General features: G+C 30.2%; 20 protein-coding genes. 17 read left to right on the top strand and 3 right to left on the bottom strand.

Going from position 1 to position 19,046, the window contains the following annotated elements; genetic code table 11:
* Nucleotides 1–33: 33 nt before the first annotated feature.
* Entirely contained in the window at nt 34–693 is a 660-nt protein-coding gene (locus B5E75_RS09810; RefSeq protein WP_087358772.1) for a transposase zinc-binding domain-containing protein, read from the bottom strand.
* Nucleotides 694–1,157: 464 nt separating this feature from the next.
* Between B5E75_RS09810 and B5E75_RS09805 the strand changes: the two genes are divergently transcribed.
* The 15 genes from B5E75_RS09805 to B5E75_RS09735 all read left to right on the top strand — a co-directional run bounded on the left by B5E75_RS09805 (nt 1,158) and on the right by B5E75_RS09735 (nt 15,573).
* Nucleotides 1,158–2,258, top strand: coding sequence for an ABC transporter substrate-binding protein (locus B5E75_RS09805; protein ID WP_087298240.1), 1,101 nt, complete (start codon nt 1,158–1,160; stop codon nt 2,256–2,258).
* A complete protein-coding gene (locus B5E75_RS09800) occupies nt 2,248–3,087 on the top strand; it encodes an alkaline phosphatase family protein (protein ID WP_162607675.1) in 840 nt (279 codons plus the stop codon). The genes B5E75_RS09805 and B5E75_RS09800 overlap by 11 nt, the downstream gene beginning before the upstream one ends.
* Entirely contained in the window at nt 3,065–3,913 is an 849-nt protein-coding gene (locus B5E75_RS09795) for an ABC transporter permease (RefSeq protein ID WP_087358768.1), read from the top strand. The genes B5E75_RS09800 and B5E75_RS09795 overlap by 23 nt, the downstream gene beginning before the upstream one ends.
* The gene (locus B5E75_RS09790) at nt 3,910–4,710 is read left to right on the top strand and encodes an ABC transporter permease (protein WP_087358766.1); all 801 of its coding nucleotides are present in this window, start codon (nt 3,910–3,912) and stop codon (nt 4,708–4,710) included. The genes B5E75_RS09795 and B5E75_RS09790 overlap by 4 nt, the downstream gene beginning before the upstream one ends.
* On the top strand, nt 4,710–5,729 hold the full coding sequence (locus tag B5E75_RS09785; RefSeq protein ID WP_087245803.1) for an ABC transporter ATP-binding protein: 1,020 nt from the start codon (nt 4,710–4,712) through the stop codon (nt 5,727–5,729). The genes B5E75_RS09790 and B5E75_RS09785 overlap by 1 nt, the downstream gene beginning before the upstream one ends.
* 80 nt (nt 5,730–5,809) lie before the next feature.
* Nucleotides 5,810–6,634 carry a histidinol-phosphatase HisJ family protein gene (locus B5E75_RS09780; RefSeq protein ID WP_087358764.1) on the top strand — a complete coding sequence of 275 codons (825 nt, stop codon included), beginning with the start codon at nt 5,810–5,812 and terminating at the stop codon, nt 6,632–6,634.
* A gap of 15 nt (nt 6,635–6,649) precedes the next feature.
* Entirely contained in the window at nt 6,650–7,429 is a 780-nt protein-coding gene (locus B5E75_RS09775; RefSeq protein ID WP_087358762.1) for a PHP domain-containing protein, read from the top strand.
* A 135-nt stretch (nt 7,430–7,564) separates the two neighbouring features.
* Nucleotides 7,565–8,458 carry an ROK family protein gene (locus B5E75_RS09770; protein WP_087358760.1) on the top strand — a complete coding sequence of 298 codons (894 nt, stop codon included), beginning with the start codon at nt 7,565–7,567 and terminating at the stop codon, nt 8,456–8,458.
* A 154-nt stretch (nt 8,459–8,612) separates the two neighbouring features.
* Entirely contained in the window at nt 8,613–9,245 is a 633-nt protein-coding gene (locus tag B5E75_RS09765; protein ID WP_087358758.1) for an LptM family lipoprotein, read from the top strand.
* Between the two features lie 124 nt (nt 9,246–9,369).
* Nucleotides 9,370–10,245 carry a Cof-type HAD-IIB family hydrolase gene (locus B5E75_RS09760; protein ID WP_087358756.1) on the top strand — a complete coding sequence of 292 codons (876 nt, stop codon included), beginning with the start codon at nt 9,370–9,372 and terminating at the stop codon, nt 10,243–10,245.
* Nucleotides 10,246–10,335: 90 nt separating this feature from the next.
* Nucleotides 10,336–10,881 (top strand): rubredoxin-like domain-containing protein, encoded by a 546-nt coding sequence (locus tag B5E75_RS09755; RefSeq protein WP_087245789.1) that lies wholly within the window; start codon nt 10,336–10,338, stop codon nt 10,879–10,881.
* Nucleotides 10,882–11,194: 313 nt separating this feature from the next.
* Nucleotides 11,195–12,400: an MFS transporter gene (locus B5E75_RS09750; RefSeq protein WP_087358755.1), complete on the top strand. Its 1,206-nt coding sequence runs from the start codon at nt 11,195–11,197 to the stop codon at nt 12,398–12,400.
* A gap of 449 nt (nt 12,401–12,849) precedes the next feature.
* Complete coding sequence (locus B5E75_RS09745) at nt 12,850–13,614, top strand: C39 family peptidase (RefSeq protein ID WP_087358753.1); 765 nt, start codon at nt 12,850–12,852, stop codon at nt 13,612–13,614.
* Nucleotides 13,615–13,779: 165 nt separating this feature from the next.
* Nucleotides 13,780–15,105, top strand: a complete 1,326-nt coding sequence (locus tag B5E75_RS09740) for an MATE family efflux transporter (protein WP_087358751.1) — start codon at nt 13,780–13,782, stop codon at nt 15,103–15,105.
* Between the two features lie 57 nt (nt 15,106–15,162).
* Complete coding sequence (locus B5E75_RS09735; protein ID WP_087358749.1) at nt 15,163–15,573, top strand: peptide deformylase; 411 nt, start codon at nt 15,163–15,165, stop codon at nt 15,571–15,573.
* Between the two features lie 148 nt (nt 15,574–15,721).
* On the opposite strand, the gene B5E75_RS09730 is transcribed toward B5E75_RS09735, so the two are convergent.
* Nucleotides 15,722–16,390 (bottom strand): MurR/RpiR family transcriptional regulator, encoded by a 669-nt coding sequence (locus tag B5E75_RS09730; RefSeq protein WP_087358747.1) that lies wholly within the window; start codon nt 16,388–16,390, stop codon nt 15,722–15,724.
* Nucleotides 16,391–16,443: 53 nt separating this feature from the next.
* Between B5E75_RS09730 and B5E75_RS09725 the strand changes: the two genes are divergently transcribed.
* Both B5E75_RS09725 and B5E75_RS09720 read left to right on the top strand, forming a co-directional pair.
* Nucleotides 16,444–17,055 (top strand): AAA family ATPase, encoded by a 612-nt coding sequence (locus B5E75_RS09725; protein ID WP_087358745.1) that lies wholly within the window; start codon nt 16,444–16,446, stop codon nt 17,053–17,055.
* Nucleotides 17,056–17,070: 15 nt separating this feature from the next.
* Nucleotides 17,071–18,357: a PTS sugar transporter subunit IIC gene (locus B5E75_RS09720; RefSeq protein ID WP_087358743.1), complete on the top strand. Its 1,287-nt coding sequence runs from the start codon at nt 17,071–17,073 to the stop codon at nt 18,355–18,357.
* A gap of 61 nt (nt 18,358–18,418) precedes the next feature.
* On the opposite strand, the gene B5E75_RS09715 is transcribed toward B5E75_RS09720, so the two are convergent.
* Nucleotides 18,419–18,940: a TetR/AcrR family transcriptional regulator gene (locus B5E75_RS09715; protein WP_087243608.1), complete on the bottom strand. Its 522-nt coding sequence runs from the start codon at nt 18,938–18,940 to the stop codon at nt 18,419–18,421.
* Between the last annotated feature and the right edge of the window lie 106 nt (nt 18,941–19,046).

The following is a 19,046-nucleotide window of genomic DNA, read 5'->3' as shown; positions in this document are numbered from 1 at the left end:
TAAAATAGTCTTATCATTTAAAGTGATTATTTCTTATTCATTCACTTTGATAAGACTTTTTCTTTTATTTTGACTATTTTCTTTATTTTTCTTTTTATTTAATTTGGCATTCAACAAGATGGCACCAAAAACAACATTATCCTTTGTATCCTTATAGAGATAGGGGGAAGAGGATTTTCGGAGCTTTCTGTGTTTTTCGAGTCTTTTGTTTTTTCTGAATTTAGCATCGTTGGCAAGAGCGCTGATGGTATTTCTGGAAGCGATGAATAAAAGGTCGAGGAGAGAACGATCTCTGATGAAATAATCACGGAGCTCTTGGGCAACAGTAAAAACAATATGGCGATGCTTGCAGGAGAAAGTCATGGCAGAGATGGAAATGGAACGTTGTTTAGCAGATTTAGCGGCACACTTAGAGCAGAATCTGGATTTGCAGGTATGAGGGATGGTCGTTTCAAAACCGCAGTCAGGACATTCATACGTATCAAAACCAAGATAGACGGAACCACAGAGGATAGTATCGAGAATATTCTTATAAGTCACATCACGCATTCTATTGTCATTGTAAAGCTTAGTAATATAATCGATATTATCAAAAAAAATATAACCAAAAGATTCTTTAGTATTCTTTCTTATATAAGAAGATAAGACAGCAGAATCGTATAAAAGAGTACCAGGAGTAGAGAGATCAATCATAAGAACACCACCTGAGATAATTATACAGCATTAAAAAAGCGATAATCATCAAAGATGATTAATCGCCATGGACAAAATTTATTTTGTCCTTTTTTTATTTTGTATACTGAAAGAGAACTACCTTGTCTCATCTGGTGGTTCTTTTTTATGATATATTTGATGATAATCATCAAACATTAAAATGATGATCAACTTAAATAATATTTATTTATATTAGTTTAAATGATAAATTGAAATACTCAAATTATACTTATATAAAAAAATATGTGATTTTTATAACTTTTTATATAAAGCAAAAGTATCTAAAAACTTAATAAATGTTAATATAAAATTTAAATTCCTTTTTAAAATATTTACAAAACACTTGTTATAGTGTTTTTATTTTTACAATTCTTTACAAAATGAAGATATTTAACTGAATTTTATAAATGCTATACTTTACTCGCTAAGGAGGAAGTATGAAAATGAAAAATAAATTTTTTAAATTGGGGATGAGTGCTCTTGTTGCAGCAACATTTTTAACAGGATGCGCTGAAGAAAGCACACAAGCAAAGGTTGATTTAAATTCAATGACAATTGAAGAAATTACAGAAAAAGCAAAAGAAGATGGAGAAGTCAATTCTGTTGGAATGCCTGATACATGGGCTAACTGGGTTGAAACATGGACAGAACTTGAAGATGAATATGGAATTAAACATACGGATACAGATATGTCTAGTGCAGAGGAACTTGCTATTTTTGCAAATGAAGCAAGTGATGCAACAAAAGACATCGGTGATGTTGGACAATCATTTGGGCCAGTTGCAGAAGAACAAGGTGTAACTTTACCTTATAAAACATCATATTGGGATTCAATTCCTGATTGGGCTAAAGATGATAATGGTGATTGGATTATAGGATACTATGGTACAATTACATTTATTACAAATACTGATCTTGTTGATCAAGCACCAAAAAGTTGGCAAGATGTTTTAAATGGAGATTATACATTAACAATTGGAGACGTTTCAGTAGCAACTCAGGCACAAAGTGCATTATTAAGTGCTGCTATCGCTTTTGGTGGTAGTGAAAGCAATATACAGCCAGGTCTAGACTTTTTCAAGACTTTAGCTGAAGAAGATCGATTAGATATGGGAGACACAAGTGTTGCACGTTTAGAAAAAGGTGAAATAGAAGTTGCAGTTTTATGGGATTACAATTCATTAGGATATCGTTCACAAATCTTAGAAAATAATGCCAATGCTCATTTTGAAGTATCAGTACCAACAGATGGAGCAATTCAAAGTGGATATTGTACAATTATTAATGCCTATACAAAACGTCCTTATGCTGCTGCATTAGCAAGGGAATATATTTTATCTGATGAAGGACAGATTAATTTAGCTAAAGGTTATGCGCGTCCAATTCGTGATGATGTAGAATTACCAGAAGATGTAAAGGCAATGCTTTTACCAGATGAACAATATAAAAATGCACGCTTTATTGAAGATCAGGAAGCTTGGGATCAAGCTGTGTCAGATTTATCAACATCTTGGCAGGAGGAAGTTGTTGCTTATGCACAATAATAAAGTTGTATTTGTTTTATTAGATGGATTACAGAGTGAATATGCTAGAGAGCATTTAGGTTATTTAGAACATTTATGTGAACATAAAAAGGCGGCTAAATATGAAGTGCTAGGTGAATTACCTAGCGCTTCACGCCCTATGTACGAAACAATTTTTACTGGATTACCAGTATATGAACATGGAATTACAAATAATAATATATGTCGATTATCTAATCAAATCCATATATTTGAATTACTTAAACAGAATCATAAAAAAAGTCTAGCATTAGCATATTATTGGATTAGTGAGCTCTATTTATCAGCACCATTTAATAAGTTTCTAGATGTCTATCATCATGATCCAAAGTCTTATATAGACCAAGGTTTTTTCTATTATGAAGACACTTATCCAGATAATCATTTATATGCATTATCATCAAGTTTAATGTCACATGATCAATATGATTTTGTGTTTATACATCCAATGGGTATCGACGATGCAGGCCATAAATATGGTGCAGGTTCACAAGAATACGCGCAAGCAGTTATTCAAAATGATAAACTCCTTTCAACATATATTCCACAATGGATTAAAGATGGGTATAGTGTTGTGGTAGGTGCAGATCATGGAATGAGTGAAAATGGTTATCATGGTGGTAATAGTCATCAGCAACGCACCACAGCATTATATATTATTGATCAACGCATTGTGAATGGGTATCATTCACAAGTTCTCACAACATTAGAGTTTGCGCCGTTGCTTTGTTATTTATTGGATATTCAAGCAACTGAAAAAATGAAACCTTTGGAGGTGAAACGTATTCATGAAAGCAAAAAAGAACTATAAATTTTATCTGTTCGCTTTATTACCCTTTTTTATCATTGTCTTATTATTTGAAATATTACCATTAATTAATATTGTGATAGAAAGTTTTTCAAAGACAGGTGGTGGAGGTTTTACTCTAGACCATTTTGTTAAAATTTTTAGTACACGTCTATATCAACAGTCTATTTATAACAGTTTATGGATATCTATTTTTTCAGCTGTTGTTGGTATATTTATTGCATTTATTGGTGCAAAAGCAGCACATAATGCCAGTCCTAAAATAAGAAATACTTTCACTTCAGTATTAAATATTACAAGTAATTTTGCTGGAGTTCCATTAGCTTTTGCTTTTATGATTTTATTAGGAAATGTTGGTATATTAACATTAATTGGAAAAAATTATGGAATAGAATTTTTGGCTAATTATGATTTATATACAATTAATGGTTTGTTATTAACTTACATTTATTTCCAAATTCCATTAGGAACTTTATTGATGCTTCCTATTTTTTCAGGATTAAGAAAAGAATGGAAAGAAGCTGTAGGACTATTAGGTGGAAACAGTTTTCACTATTGGTTTAAAGTTGCAATACCATCATTATTACCAAGTATATTAGGAACATTTTCAGTTTTATTTGCCAACTCATTAGCGGCTTATGGAACAGCATATGCATTGTTGAGTAATAATATTTCTCTATTACCAATTCGTATTTCTCAACAATTTGTTGGTGAAGTTGTTCAAAATCAAGAATTTGGTTGTGCTCTTTCATTGGTCATGATGGCTTTAATGGTTATTTCAGTTTTAATTACAAATAAATTACAAAAGAAATCAGGTGGTGTCCAATGAAATTAAAAACACAATTATGGGATGGATGTATTTTATTTATTATCGCAGCATTTTTAATTATACCATTAGCTTTAACTTTCTTATATTCTGTTTTTACAGCATGGATGGATATTTTACCAACTGGTTTTACTCTTAGCTTCTATTCAGAAATATTAACAGATGGAGCTTTTATTAATTCATTATTAAGATCTTTAGTTATTTCTTTTGTGCCAGTGTGTATTTGCAGTTTGGCTATATTATTAGTTCTTTATGTGACAACATTATATATGCCAAAATTAGAAAAGTATATTGAAATTTTATGTAATATTCCATATGCCATTCAAGGTGTTATTTTAGCAGTAGGTATAATTTCACTATATTCAGGTAAACCCGGCTTTTTATCAAATCGTCTTTTTCTTTTAGTAGGAGCTTACTGTATCATTATATTACCATATACATTTAGAGGTTTAAAAAATACAATTGGCGCATTAAATGTGAAATGTGTTGTAGAAGCTGCACAGGTGTTAGGATGTTCTCAACTACATGCCTTCTTTTCAATTATTATTCCACAAATGAAAAATGGAATTATTTCAACAATGATGTTAGCTTTTACAATGTTATTTGCAGATTTCGTCGTTGTTAATATGATTGCTGGAAGTGCGTTTAGAACAGCAGGTATTTATTTATATCAAACAATGTCAAAATCAGGACAATTATCAAGTGCAATTATCGTTATTCTTTTTATTACAACATTTATCATTTCAACATTAACATTAATGATTCAAAATAAAGCAGTCACAAAGAGGGGGAAAAATTAATGGCATACATTGAATTTAGAGATATATGCAAAAGCTACGATGGTGAAAATCAAGTTTTAAAAAATATTCATTTAGATGTAGAAAAAGGTGAATTAGTTACATTACTTGGACCAAGTGGTTGTGGAAAATCTACATTATTACGATCTTTAGCAGGATTAGAGCAGATTAATTCAGGGAGAATTATATTAGATGGTAAAGATATTACAGATGTACCAGTTCAAAAACGTGGTATAGGGATGGTTTTTCAACAATACTCATTATTTCAAAATATGAATGTAGAGGAAAATATTGCCTTTGGTTTAAAAATCGCAAAAGTAGATAAAAATCAGATAGCTCAAAAAGTACAGCGTGCCATTGAAATGGTAGATTTGGTAGGAAAAGAAAAAAGTTATCCGAGTCAATTATCTGGTGGACAACAACAACGTGTAGCTATCGCAAGGGCAATCGTTATGGAACCAAAAGTTCTATTATTAGATGAACCATTAAGTGCAATTGATGCAAAATTAAGACGTGAGTTACAGGAAAAAATCAAACGTGTACAAAAAGAGTTAAAAATTACAACTATATTTGTAACACATGATCAAGATGAAGCCATGATTATGTCTGATAAAATTCATTTAATGAATGGTGGAATCATTGAACAAAGTGGAAATCCTGTAGAATTATATACACACCCTGTTTCTAAATTTGCGGCTGAATTTATAGGACATTATAATATATTAGATAATCATCAATTAAAAACATTGCTACCAAAACAAGACTTTGATAATCATTATTATGCAATTAGACCGGAAACCATTTCTATTCAAAATGAACCAATTCAAGATCAAAATGTCTATAGTTTTGAAGCAAAAGTTAGTCACTATATTTCAAGAGGAAATGTTTTACGATATACATTAAATTGTCATGATGTTATTTTAAAATCAGAAACATTGTTTAGAAGTTTTACACTGTTTGATGAAGGACAAAAAGTGTATGTTGGAATTGAGCCACATAATATTCTAGCCATTAGAGAATAAATGAAGACTGTTTAAAGACAGTCTTTTTAGACTATCAATGGAAATGAAAAAGAATTATAATAGGAGAGGGATGATAAAATATGATAAAACAAAATTTACACACACATTCACTTTATTGTGATGGCAAAAATACAATTGAGGACATGACTTTAGAAGCTATTCAAAAAGGTTTTACGATTTTAGGTTTTTCAGGACATGGGAATTGTCGAGAAATAGATGATTACTCTATGACTGATGATAACACTAAAAAATATATTCAAGATGTCCTTGAAGTCAAAGAAAAATATAAAGATCAGATACATATTTTTTTAGGTATTGAAGAAGATATTTTAGGACAAAGCTTTGAAAAAAATAATCTATATGATTATATTATTGGAAGTGTTCATTTTGTAAAAGCTGGTGAAGAATATTTAGCTGTTGATCAAAGTCAGGAAGTGACGCATAAGATTGTAGATTATTATGGGGATTTTTTAAGCTATGCTCAAAGTTATTATGAAGAAGTGAAAAAGATAGCTTATAGAAGTGATGTAGATATAGTAGGGCATATTGATTTACTTACAAAGTTTAATGAGAATGAAGAATTTATTGATTTTGATGATCAGGAATATTTAAAATTAGCATATGAATGTATTGATATGCTTATTGGTCAAAAGAAAATTTTTGAAGTCAATACAGGTGCTATTGCCAGAGGACAAAGAAAAACACCTTATCCACATCATATACTATTAAAATATATTCATGATCATGGTGGGAAAATCTGTCTTAATAGTGACTGTCATCAAAAAGAAATGTTAGATTGTTATTATAAAGAATCTTTAGAATTGATTCAAGATTGTGGTTTTACATCTATGATGGTGTTAACAGATCAAGGATTTATAGAAAAAGATATTCAAGAATTTTTATAAAAATGGAGATAAATAATGGAACAGAATTTTAATTTACATACGCATACAACACGCTGTCATCATGCTGTTGGAAGGGATGAACAATATATTCTGGCAGCAATAGAAGCTGGAATGAAAACGATAGGATTTAGTGAGCATATGGCCTATCCTCATGTAGAAATAGCTGCTGAACGTATGTATAATCGAGATGTTCAAGAATATTTACATACGATGTATCAATTAAAAGATAAGTATAAAGATCAAATTGAAGTATTAGTAGGCTTTGAAATAGAATATTATGATGATCAAAAAGATTATTTACTTAAAATGAAAGAATGTTGTGATTACATGATTATTGGACAACATTTCCGCTATTTTGATGGATATAATTATGATTATTTTAATAATGATGAAGATGTCTTGATGTATGCAAATCAAATTCAAAGTGCTTTGGAACTAGGATTAACAAGATATATAGCACATCCAGACTTCTTTATGTTAGGAAGAAGACAATGGACACCAGCATGTGACAAGGCATCACAAATCATTGTTGAAGCGGCTAAAAAATATCATGCTGTTTTAGAAATTAACTTAAATGGTTTAAGATATGGGAAACTCTACTATCAAGACGGTTTGGCATATCCTTATCCACATCCAGAATTCTTTAAAAATGTTACAAAAGAAAATAAAGTTTGTTTTGGTTATGATGCCCATCATCCTACAACTTTATTAGAACATCAACGTATAGATATATGCTTGGATCTTTTAAAAGATTATGATTTTAATTTTTTAGAAGATATTCATGAAATATTATGATGATGACTCTGTCATTGTATTATGTGTTATGGGAACTATGTTGTATTCAATAATAAGAAATGTATAAAAGTATTTACATTGTTACAATAAAAATCCTATAATAAATATAAGAATAATGTATGGAGGAATTTAATCATGAAAACATATTTAGCTTTAGATGTTGGTGGAAGTTCAATTAAATATGCTTTAATTCAGGAAGATTCAACAATTTTAGAAAAATCTAGTGTCCCAACACCAATGGATACAATGGATCATTTTGTAGAAACAATAGGTACCATTTATGATCAATACAAAGATCGTATTGAAGGTATGGCTATTTCTATGCCAGGTATTATCAATCCTGAAATAGGTTACGCTTTTACAGGTGGAGCATTACGATATATTGATAAGATGAATATCGTAGATATTTTAAAAGAAAGATGTCCAATCAATATAACGATTGGTAATGATGCAAAATGTGCAGCCAATGCAGAAATTGGATATGGGAATTTGCAGGATATACAAGATGGAGCTGTTGTTATTTTAGGAACTGGTATTGGTGGTTGTTTAATTAAGGATCATCAAGTGCATACTGGTAAACATTTTAGTGCTGGTGAATTTTCTTTTGTGAAAACAAATTGTTTAGATGGTATTGGCTGGAATTATGCATGGTCAACGAGAAATGGAATTACAGGATTATTAGAACGTGTACAGGAACAATTAGAAACAGATGAAAAATACACAGGGGTTGAAATCTTTGATATGGCTAATCAAGGAAATGAAAAAGTAATTGAAGGGATTAGTCAATTTTGTAAAGAAGTTGCTATTCAAATCTTTAATGTGCATATTATTTTTGATTGTGAAAAAGTCGCAATAGGTGGAGGAATTAGTGCACAACCTCTTTTAATAGAACTTATTAAAAAGCATTTTGATGATATTTTTAATCATTTAGGTTTTGATGTCTATAAACCAGAAATTGTTCCTTGTTATTATCGTAATGATGCTAATCTTATCGGAGCTTTATATCAACATATACAAACATTCCAATAATGAAATAGGCAATGACGAGTTCATTGCTTTTTTTGTAAAACTTCAAACGAAAATGAAATTATAAAAAATATGTAAAAATATGTTAAAAATAACTCAAAATCATGGTATTCGCCCTTATATTTGTTATACTTATACTATAAGGAGGAAGGATATCATGAAAAAGATATTGAAATTAGCTATGTGTTTATTAACAGTAGTAGGTCTTTCTGCCTGTGGAGGAGCATCTACTGAAAAACAGGAAGCTGTCGTAAAAAGTTTTTTTGATTATTTAAAAGCGGGAGATATTGAAAAATTATCCACTGTTTGTACAGAAGATAACGGTGATGTTGATGATTTGGTATCAATGATGGCATCATTTGAAGAATTGCAAGATGTAGCAACGTATGGACAAACATTTGTAGATGAAGCCAATAAATTTATCGATAGTGCTTTTCAAAACTATGTCACTTCATATGAAATAAACAGTGTTGAGGAAGATGGAGATAACTATCTGGTTATTGTTGATGTCAAAATGAAAGATTATGACAATATTGATTTGAGCAGTGAAACAAATGATATTGTAGAAAAATATCAAACAGAACATTTATCTGAATTACAGGAAATTTATCTTTCACAAGGGGAACAGGCTATGATGGAAAAAATCTTTGGAGATATGGCAACGGAAATTTTTGGTGCTATGACAAAGGAAATGGAAGGTGCAAAAGATATAGATACACAGCTTAGATTTACACTTGTGCCTAATGAAGATAATTGGCTTATTTCAAAAATTGAACAAAAATCAGAATAAAATATAAAAATAATGAACTATGGAAGACAAGGTCTTCCTTTTTTTAACTTTCTTTTCTATGCAAGAAAAATGTTTTTCTTTAAAAGGAGAACTGATATAATAGCACGGTGAGGAGGAACTCAATATGATAAAATGTATTGTATGTGATCTAGATGGAACTTTAATAAAGTATGATGATACTATGGAAAAAAGAACAGAACAACTATTAAAGAAATGTATAGCTCAAGGTATAGAATTTATTATTGCAACTGGGAGAGATATCAATATGGTTATTGATTTTTTAAATCAATACCAATTAGATTGTGATTTGATTTTAAATAATGGAACACAGTATTGTAATAAAGAATTGACAATGAATGATATATATCCTATGTCATATGATGCTTTTTCAAAAATTTCAACAATTTTATCATCATATGGGTATTTACTGGCAATACATACAAATCAAGGTAAGTATTCTTTTGTAGATGCTGATGCATTTTGGGATTACCATTATAAATTATTATTAGCTTCTAAAGATTATAAAGGTTTTTTACCGGAAAAGACTTTTACAACAAGAAGTGGTTATTTAAGAGATTTTCATTATGCAAAAGATGCTCAAGAAATGATAGAAAAAGGAATTAAAGTATTAAAAATTGATGCCAGACATTTAGACGCATATTCTATTCAAGGCGTAAAACAACAGTTAAATATTGATGGTTTAGATATTTCTTCTTCTTTTGAAGATAATATTGAGATTACAAGTTCAATAACAAATAAAGGAAAATTATTAGAAAAAGTGATAAAAGAAAAAGGATATGCTTATGATGAGGTTGCTGTTTTTGGAGATGGACAAAATGATGTACCAATGCTTCAGCTATTTCCTTATTCTTTTGCACCTAAAAATGCTTCTCAAAGTGCTAAAGATGCTGCTCGTTATGTTCTTTCTACAACTAATGAAGAAGGAGCAGTATTTGCAGGATTGGAGCAGTTATATAAAGCAGGAATTTTAAAAATATAAATAAAATAGAGCAAGAAGATTGACGAAAAATGGAAAATTGATTATCATTAATATGGATATAAAATCCAAAATGAATAGGAGGAAAAAAGAATGGCAAAATTTGTTTGTACAGTATGTGGTTATGTTTATGAAGGAGATGCAGCTCCAGAAAAATGTCCTGTTTGTGGTGTTGGTGCTGATAAATTCGTAGAACAAAGTGGAGAAATGACATGGGCTGCTGAACATGTTGTTGGTGTTGCACAAGGTGTAAGTGAAGATATTATTAAAGATTTACGTGCTAATTTTGAAGGTGAATGTTCAGAAGTTGGTATGTATTTAGCAATGGCTCGTGTAGCTCATCGTGAAGGATATCCAGAAGTTGGATTATATTATGAAAAAGCTGCTTGGGAAGAAGCAGAACATGCAGCTAAATTTGCTGAATTATTAGGAGAAGTTGTGACTGATTCTACAAAGAAAAATCTTCAAATGCGTGTAGAAGCTGAAAATGGAGCAACTGCAGGAAAAGTAGATTTAGCAAAACGTGCTAAAGAAGCTAACTTAGATGCAATTCATGATACAGTTCATGAAATGGCTAGAGATGAAGCTAGACATGGTAAAGCATTTGCTGGATTATTAAAAAGATATTTTGGTGAATAATATAAAAAGGCCCGTTCTAGGGCTTTTTTAGTTTAGTCATTTAAATTGATACATTTTTGATACATTTGATCTTTGAATTTATGTCATAAAAGCACGAAGGAGTCAAGAGTTATATAGATATTCATTGAATCCGATGAAGCAAAGTGTCTAACTATTCAAACAATCAATATATGATGACATATGAAAATGAATACCTTACCTTAGATCTATTCTAATATATTATTTTTTCAAGATTTGTTGTTTAACTTGTACTCTATATTCATTCTCTTATATAATATATTATAGGTCAAAAATAATTAAGGGAGGAAGTTAAGTGAATAAGACAAGAATATTAGATGTTAAGTATGCTTTAACACAGATTCTTTATTTTGCATCTTTTAGTGCATTAATGGGGTATGCTTCAGTCTATTTATTAGGGCAAGGTGTTTCTAATTCATTGATAGGAACAACTTTAGCATTAGTCAGTATTATTGCTGTATTTACTCAACCAATGGCAGCTTCAGCCGTAGATAAAAAAGTCATTAAGCTACAGTCATTGGTTAATATTATTTTAATTGGAACAGTGATTTTATCATTATGTCTGTATTTCTTTGAATTACCTACAATGATGTTATTATGTGTTTTTGTAGGAATTGTCACATTTATGATGACTGTACAACCATTATTTAATTCTATGGCTTTTCTTTTTGAAAAATATGGTATACAAATTAATTATGGTTTAGCAAGAGGACTTGGAAGTGCTGCATATGCTTTAGCTTCAGCTGTATTAGGTTATCTTGTTGAAGATTTTGGAACAGGCGTCATTCCATTATTTTATATTATAGGAAATATCTTATTAATTATTGTTGTCTATACATACGTTGTTCCTAAAAATCAGCAACATCTTGTTCAACATGAACAACAAAATAAAGAAGAAACAGAACAGAAACAACTATCATTCTTTCAATTTTGTGCTCTTTATAAAAAATTTATGATTTTTGTTGTGGGAGTTGTTTTGGTTTTCTTTACACATACAATTATTAACAATTTCTTTATTCAAGTTATCACACCAATTGGTGGAACTGAAAGTCAAATGGGTATAGCTGTATTTATTGCTGCCATTGTAGAGTTACCAGCTATGGCTATGTTTAATATTATGCGTAAAAAAATCAATTGTGCAAGATTACTAAAATTATCAGTTGTGATGTTTGCATTGAAACATTTATTAACTTTTTTAGCAACAAACATCTTCATGATTTATGTTGCACAGGTTTTACAAATTGGTGCTTATGCTATCTTTATACCTGCCAGTGTATATTATGTAAATGAAGTGATTTCTAAACAAGATCTTGTAAAAGGACAATCTATGGTTACTGTTGGGATTACAGCAAGTGGTATTATAGCCAACTTTGCAGGAGGAATTTTATTGGATGCTGTGGGTGTTTATCATTTATTGATGATTGGTGTTGTCGTATCAGTTGTCGGTGGTTTGATTGTATTTGGGTCTATTGAAAAGAAAAAGGCGAATGTTATGGAATAAACAATCATATATCAAGAAGTTAAGCAGTTGAATTCAGTGAACGTGCTGATTGAAACTGCTTTTTATATTGAAGTAAAAAAGAAAGAAATTATTTATTTGATGTTTTTTGTAAAAAAATGCCAATAGTTATTGTGAAATTATGTGATTATGGTATAATAGTGAACATCTTTTTATGATTGGAGGGATTTATTGAGGTAGGACTATATATGGTGTATTGAAGATAAAATCGACCCTTTGAAATACGCTGACGGTCAGCAGGTCATTGCCGATTTTATGACTGAATAAGTCTTATTGTGGGTTAGAAGCCCAGTTTTATGAGCGTACACTTGTAAAATCAATAAGAGTATTAAAAGCAATATGCTATATAAAGCTCAATGAATCTGATAAAAATTGAATACTATCAAAATAATCAGTAGTTACAAGTGCTCTCAAAAGGAAGGAGTATTTTAATGAAAAAATTATTTTTAATGTTATTATCTGTAGGAATGCTGGTGGGATGTCACTCAAATAGTGTGAATATGAGTGATGAAATGAAGATTGATAATCCTATTGATTTATCAAAAGAAGATGGAGCAGACAGTGTCGAAAGACAAGGTGATCACGAAGATTCTATGTATTATGCTCATCCAGATTTTTATAATATGGAATCTACAGAATCATTGACAATTTTAAGTCACTTTCAAACATTACAACAATCTTCTGAATGGAGTTGTGGAGTGGATAGTGCCTTAATGGTATTAAATTATTATGATAAATTAGGTAATCATACAGAGGAATCTTTGGCACAATTGAGAACAAATGGTTTATCACCAGAAGCAACGAGCTTAGAATCAATGATTAAAATCTTTGAAGGTGTTGGTGGTATGGACATTCATTCTACATATGATTATACACAAGAAGAAGCAAGTGAAAAAATCAATCTGGATATGATTCGTCAATATTTAGAAAAAGGTGTGCCTGTCATGGTTGCTTGGAACGATTGGGGTGGACATTGGCAGACAATTATTGGTTATGATGATATGAATACAGAAACAACACAGGATGATGTCATTATTGTTGCTGATTCTTATGATACGACTGATCATAATCAAGATGGTTATGGAATTATTCCAGCTGAACGCTTTTATTATAATTGGACAATGTATGATTTCTTTGAAAAGAATTATCAAATTGATGAAAGAGATCATTTGTTTATTGCTGTAGAACCAAAATAAAAATTTTTTGATACAGGAAGTAGTCTTATATTGAGGCTACTTTTTATATAAAGTGAAATATTAAGTAATGACAAATCATACTTTAAAAGCATGATGGATAATAGATTATAGGTATTAGACATGATATATGGATACCCATATAATAGGGAATGAGGAGTGAGAAAGATGTTTTCAAATCAAGAATTAAAAAATATGATTGTTCCTTTATTTTTTGAACAACTATTAGTGATGTTGGTTGGGATTGCTGATACATTTGTTGTCAGTTTTGTAGGAGAACAAGCAGTTTCAGGCGTATCATTAGTGAATATGTTTAATACAATTTTTATTTATCTATTTACAGCACTGGCATCAGGGGGAGCTGTTGTTATGAGTCAATATATTGGTAGTCATGATCACAAAAGAACAGTTCGTTCATCAAGCCAATTATTGATGTTTTCAACAGTTTTTTCAATTATTATTGCCATTATTGTTTTGATTTTTAATCGTACATTATTATCACTTTTATTTGGAAAAGTAGAAAATTCTGTCATGGAAGCTTGTGTCACTTATTTAAGAATATCGGCTTATTCTTATCCAGCATTAGCTATTTATAATGCAGGTGCTGCTTTGTATCGCAGTATTGGCAAAACAAGTACAACAATGTATATTTCATTGATTTCCAATATTATTAATGTTGTTGGTAATCTGATTGGTGTTTTTGTGTTCCATGCAGGTGTTGCTGGGGTTGCCTATCCTTCTTTGATAGCCAGAGCTTTTTCAGCTATTGCGATTACAGTTTTATGTTTTTCAAAGAAACAAATGGCTCATTATGAACAAACAGATATCTTATGTTGTGATTTTCCAATGTTAAAAAGAATTTTAAATATTGCTGTACCTAATGGAATAGAAAATGGTATTTTTCAATTGGTTAAAGTGGCATTAAGTAGTGTTGTTGCATTATTTGGAACTTATCAGATTGCAGCTAATGGTATTGCCCAAAGTATTTGGTCATTAGCGGCATTAATTGGTTCTGCAATGAGTCCTGTTTTTATTACAGTTATTGGACAATGTATGGGTGCTCATAAAATTGATGAAGCTCAATATTATTTTAGAAAACTCATGAAATTAACACTTATTTTATCGATTATATGGAATGTTCTTATCTTTATACTGACACCTGTATTTATGCAGTTTTATAATGTTTCCACACAAACCAAACAACTTGTTGTTATTCTTGTGTTAATTCATAATATTTTTAATACAGTTGCTTTCCCATTTTCAGGACCATTGTCTAATGGATTAAGAGCAGCTGGTGATGTGAAATATACTATGATTGTATCCATTGCTTCAACAGTATTGGGTCGTTTGATTTTCTCATTGATTTTTGCTTTAGGATTGAATATGGGGGTTATTGGAATAGCACTAGCAATGTGTTTAGATTGGACAATAAGAGGTATTATTTTCTATATTCGTTTTCGTATGCAAAGATGGACAAAATTCAAAGTTATTTAAATCTTCTTGTGATAAGAAGATTTTTTATATACAATAAAAGAAGAAAAGAGGGATATGATGATTAGAAATATTATGAAAGATCAATTTTTTTTACAACAAAAATCAAAAGATGCAACACCAGATGATATGAATATTGTTCAAGATTTATTAGATACAATGAATGCATATGAAACCTGTGTAGGTATAGCTGCAAATATGATTGGTGAATTAAAAAATATTATAGTGGTTAAGGATAAAAAAGACGATTTGGTTCTCATCAATCCAAAAATTATAAAAGTAAGTCCCAAAACATATAACTGCCAAGAAGGATGTTTGTGTCATGAGGGTTTAAAAGAAACAAAGCGTTATGAAAAAATTAAAGTAGAATATTTTGATCAACATTTTCATCGCAAAATAAAAACATTTGATCAACAGACTGGGCAAATCATTCAACATGAAATCGATCATTGTCATGGTGTATTAATTTGATGAATGATTTTTATTTAATTTTGTAATTTAAAACCTTATAAAAGATTAAGAAGTTTAGATAAAAACATGTTATAAATTTTATAACATGTTTTTATAATGGATAAATCAATATAATTTCATTGTCGATATTTGTATAATAGGGATGGCTTTAAAATAATAATGTTTCAAAAGCAATAATAGCTTCACCAAAGAAGGTGTTGGGACGATTCAAATCATGGGAGAATGAATCATATTGACCAATTGTAATAGGTAATGAAGATAGTTGAATAATAGGGGAGTGAGCATTACCTATAAAGCTGATGATAGGAACATGATTATGATGAGCCGTTTTAATAATTTCGTTTAAGCGTGGTGTTTTTCCAGAATAAGAAACAACAATAAAAACAGTGTTATCAAAAAAATGTGGACTAAACATTTCCATATGTACAACACACATAGCTTGATAACCTAAAAGGGTTAAACGTTGTTGCATGTATTCTGCAATAGGAGCAGAGAATCCTAGTCCAAAAACAATAATACGTTTGGAATGATCTTGAAGTAATGATTGGAATTGTTCATAGAAAGAACGATATTGTTCGTGAAAGTCGATAGTATGATTATCCTTGGTAGATGTCAGATGATAAATCATATCACTATAACCATCAAAACCAAATTTATTACATAATTTATAAATGGTTGATGTACTTGTATAATTATCTTTTGCCATTTGACGTATACCAATTGACTTTAAGTCGGTTAAATGTTCTTGAATATAACGAACAATCTGTTTTTCTAAATCATTTAATTCAAATTTTTCGGATAAATGCTCTAGATTCATATCAACACCTCCAAAACAATTATGTCATATTTAAAAGAAAGGAGCAAGAATTCATGGCTAAAAAAATGTATGATCCATGGTCAAAAATTACAACAAGAAATGGTTATGCAGGAGATGAAGTGATCTCTGCATTACAAAAATCTATTCGTAGAGGTTTAGAAGAACAGGCATGTATGTTCGCTTATGAATTGTATATTTCTTCACCACAGTTAGAAGAAAAATTATGGCGAAGATTATTAACAATTTCAGTAGAAGATATTGGTATGGGAAATCCAATGGCTGCTATTGTTGTGAATAATTTATATCAAATGAGCAGAGAATTTGATTATGCAGATGGAGATCGACCAATCTATTTTATTCATGCAATTAGATATATGTGTCAATCTGAAAAAGATCGTTCAAGTGATTTATTGAAAAATATTTGTATCAAATCTTTTGCAATGGGGAAATTACCAGAAATTCCTGATTATGCATTAGATAAACATACACAACGTGGACAGGCAATGGGAAGAGATTCATTCCATTTCTTAAATGAAGCGAGCCGTGTTTATCCACAAAAAGAAATTGATAATGATTATAAAGAAAGATATGCCAAAATCTTAGAAGAATATGATCCAGAAAATGTTGTGGATACAGCATTTCAGTTTAATGGATGGCAATTTTAAAAGGGAGAGTAAAAAATGATTAGTCGATTAGAACAGTTATTATCACCGCTTGGAAATAAGTTAGGAAATCAAAGACATTTACAGGCTATTTCTAATGGGATGATGATGTCACTTGCATTGATTGTTGTAGGATCAATATTTTTAATTATCGCCAATCCACCAATTAATTTAGATATCGTGGATATGAATACAGGAAATATTTTCCTAAAAGCTATGATTGCCTGGAAACAATGGGCAGTAACAAATTATAATACCATTACTATTCCATATACAATGACTATGGGATTAATTGGTTTAGTGACAGCATTTGGCGTTGCTTATTGTTTGGCTGAAAGCTATCAAATGAAACCAGCAATCAATGGTATTATTTCTATGTGTGTATTCTTGATGATTTCAGCACCTGTAACTGATGGACAGTTATCAATGACATACTTAGGAGCAGATGGCTTATTTGTGGCTTTAATTGTAGGACTCATTTCAGTTGAAATATGTCGCTTGGTAGGAACAAAAGTTATCTTTACTTTTCCAGATAGTGTACCAACGGCCGTTACAAACTTTGTCAATTCATTATTGCCATTAGCAGCTAATATTATCATTATTTATGGTTTAAATTTAATTTTAATGGGAGTGAGTGGACAATCACTACCACAATTTATTATGAGTATTTTAACACCTGCTATTTCTGGTGTTGATAACGTATGGGCATATATGGGAATCTTTGCCTTTTCAAATATTTTATGGTTATTTGGAATTAATGGTTCTTCTATTATTTTCCCAATTGTTTTCACTTTAGGCATTACAAATTCAGGATTAAATGCAGAATTGATTAATGCTGGACAAAGTGCAGAACATATCATGAACTTACAGATGTATAGATATGCAGTTCTTGGTGGTGGAGGTAACACATTAGGTCTTGTCTTATTGATGTGCTTTTCTCAAGTGAAACATTTAAAAACGATTGGACGTTTAAGCGTTATTCCAGGAATTTGTGGTATTAATGAACCCGTTATTTTTGGTGCGCCAATCGTCTTAAATCCTATTTTAGCGATACCATTTGTTTTCATGCCATGTATTTCTATTGGACTTGGTTATTTGGCACAAAGTATAGGTTTAGTCAGTATGGGATATATTGTTGATCCATCATTTACACCATTCTTTGCACAAGGATTCTTATCAGCATTAGATTTAAGAAATGTTATCTTTATGTGTGTATTGATTGTTATAAGTATGGTTGTGTATTATCCATTCTTTAAAGTCTATGAAAAATCAATAGCTCAAAAAGAAGGTATTGAAGAAAAATAATAAGAAAAGAGATTTCATTCATGATGCTCATGTTTGAAATCTCTTTTTCTATCATAATAGTTTATGACTGTTTTTGTAATTGTTTAATCATTTGAAATAATTCTTGAGGTGTTTCTTTTTTATCTGATAATATCCAATAATAACAGATTTGAAAATAAGGGATTGTATGATAAATCATAAAGTATTCTTTATATTGATGAATGAAAGGATTATTTGATTGTTCTAAACTGTTTAAGATACAATGAGTATTATATTTTGCGATATAGGGAAGTAAATTCCACTTTTGTAATGCCAGTAAAAGGGCAGTATTTTTATCAAAGAATTGTATAAAATCTAAGATAGCCTCATCACTTGTAAAATAGGAAATATCAATATATTTATTTTGAAATGCTTTTTGATGAGCTTGTCGATAGGCTTCTTTTAAAACATCTTCAACAGATTGGTAATTATTATAAAAAGCATTTCTTGAAACATGAGCTTTTGTGACTAAAGATGTAATTGTGATATCTTCAATAGATGTTTTTTGTAATAAATCAATAAGTGCCTCAGTAATCTGTTGTTTAGAATAATTTGCTTTGTTCATGACAATCACCCATTTCATTATATCAAATAACAACAAAAATGCGAAGAATGTCCTTTTTGACTTATACTTATTGATAAAATATAAAGAAAGATTTATAGTGCATTTA

It is taken from the genome of Massiliimicrobium timonense (assembly GCF_002160865.1).
Taxonomy (GTDB): Bacteria; Bacillota_I; Bacilli_A; order Erysipelotrichales; family Coprobacillaceae; genus Allocoprobacillus.
Note: the sequence above shows the minus strand (reverse complement) of the source record. Positions and strands in the feature narration are given on the sequence as shown.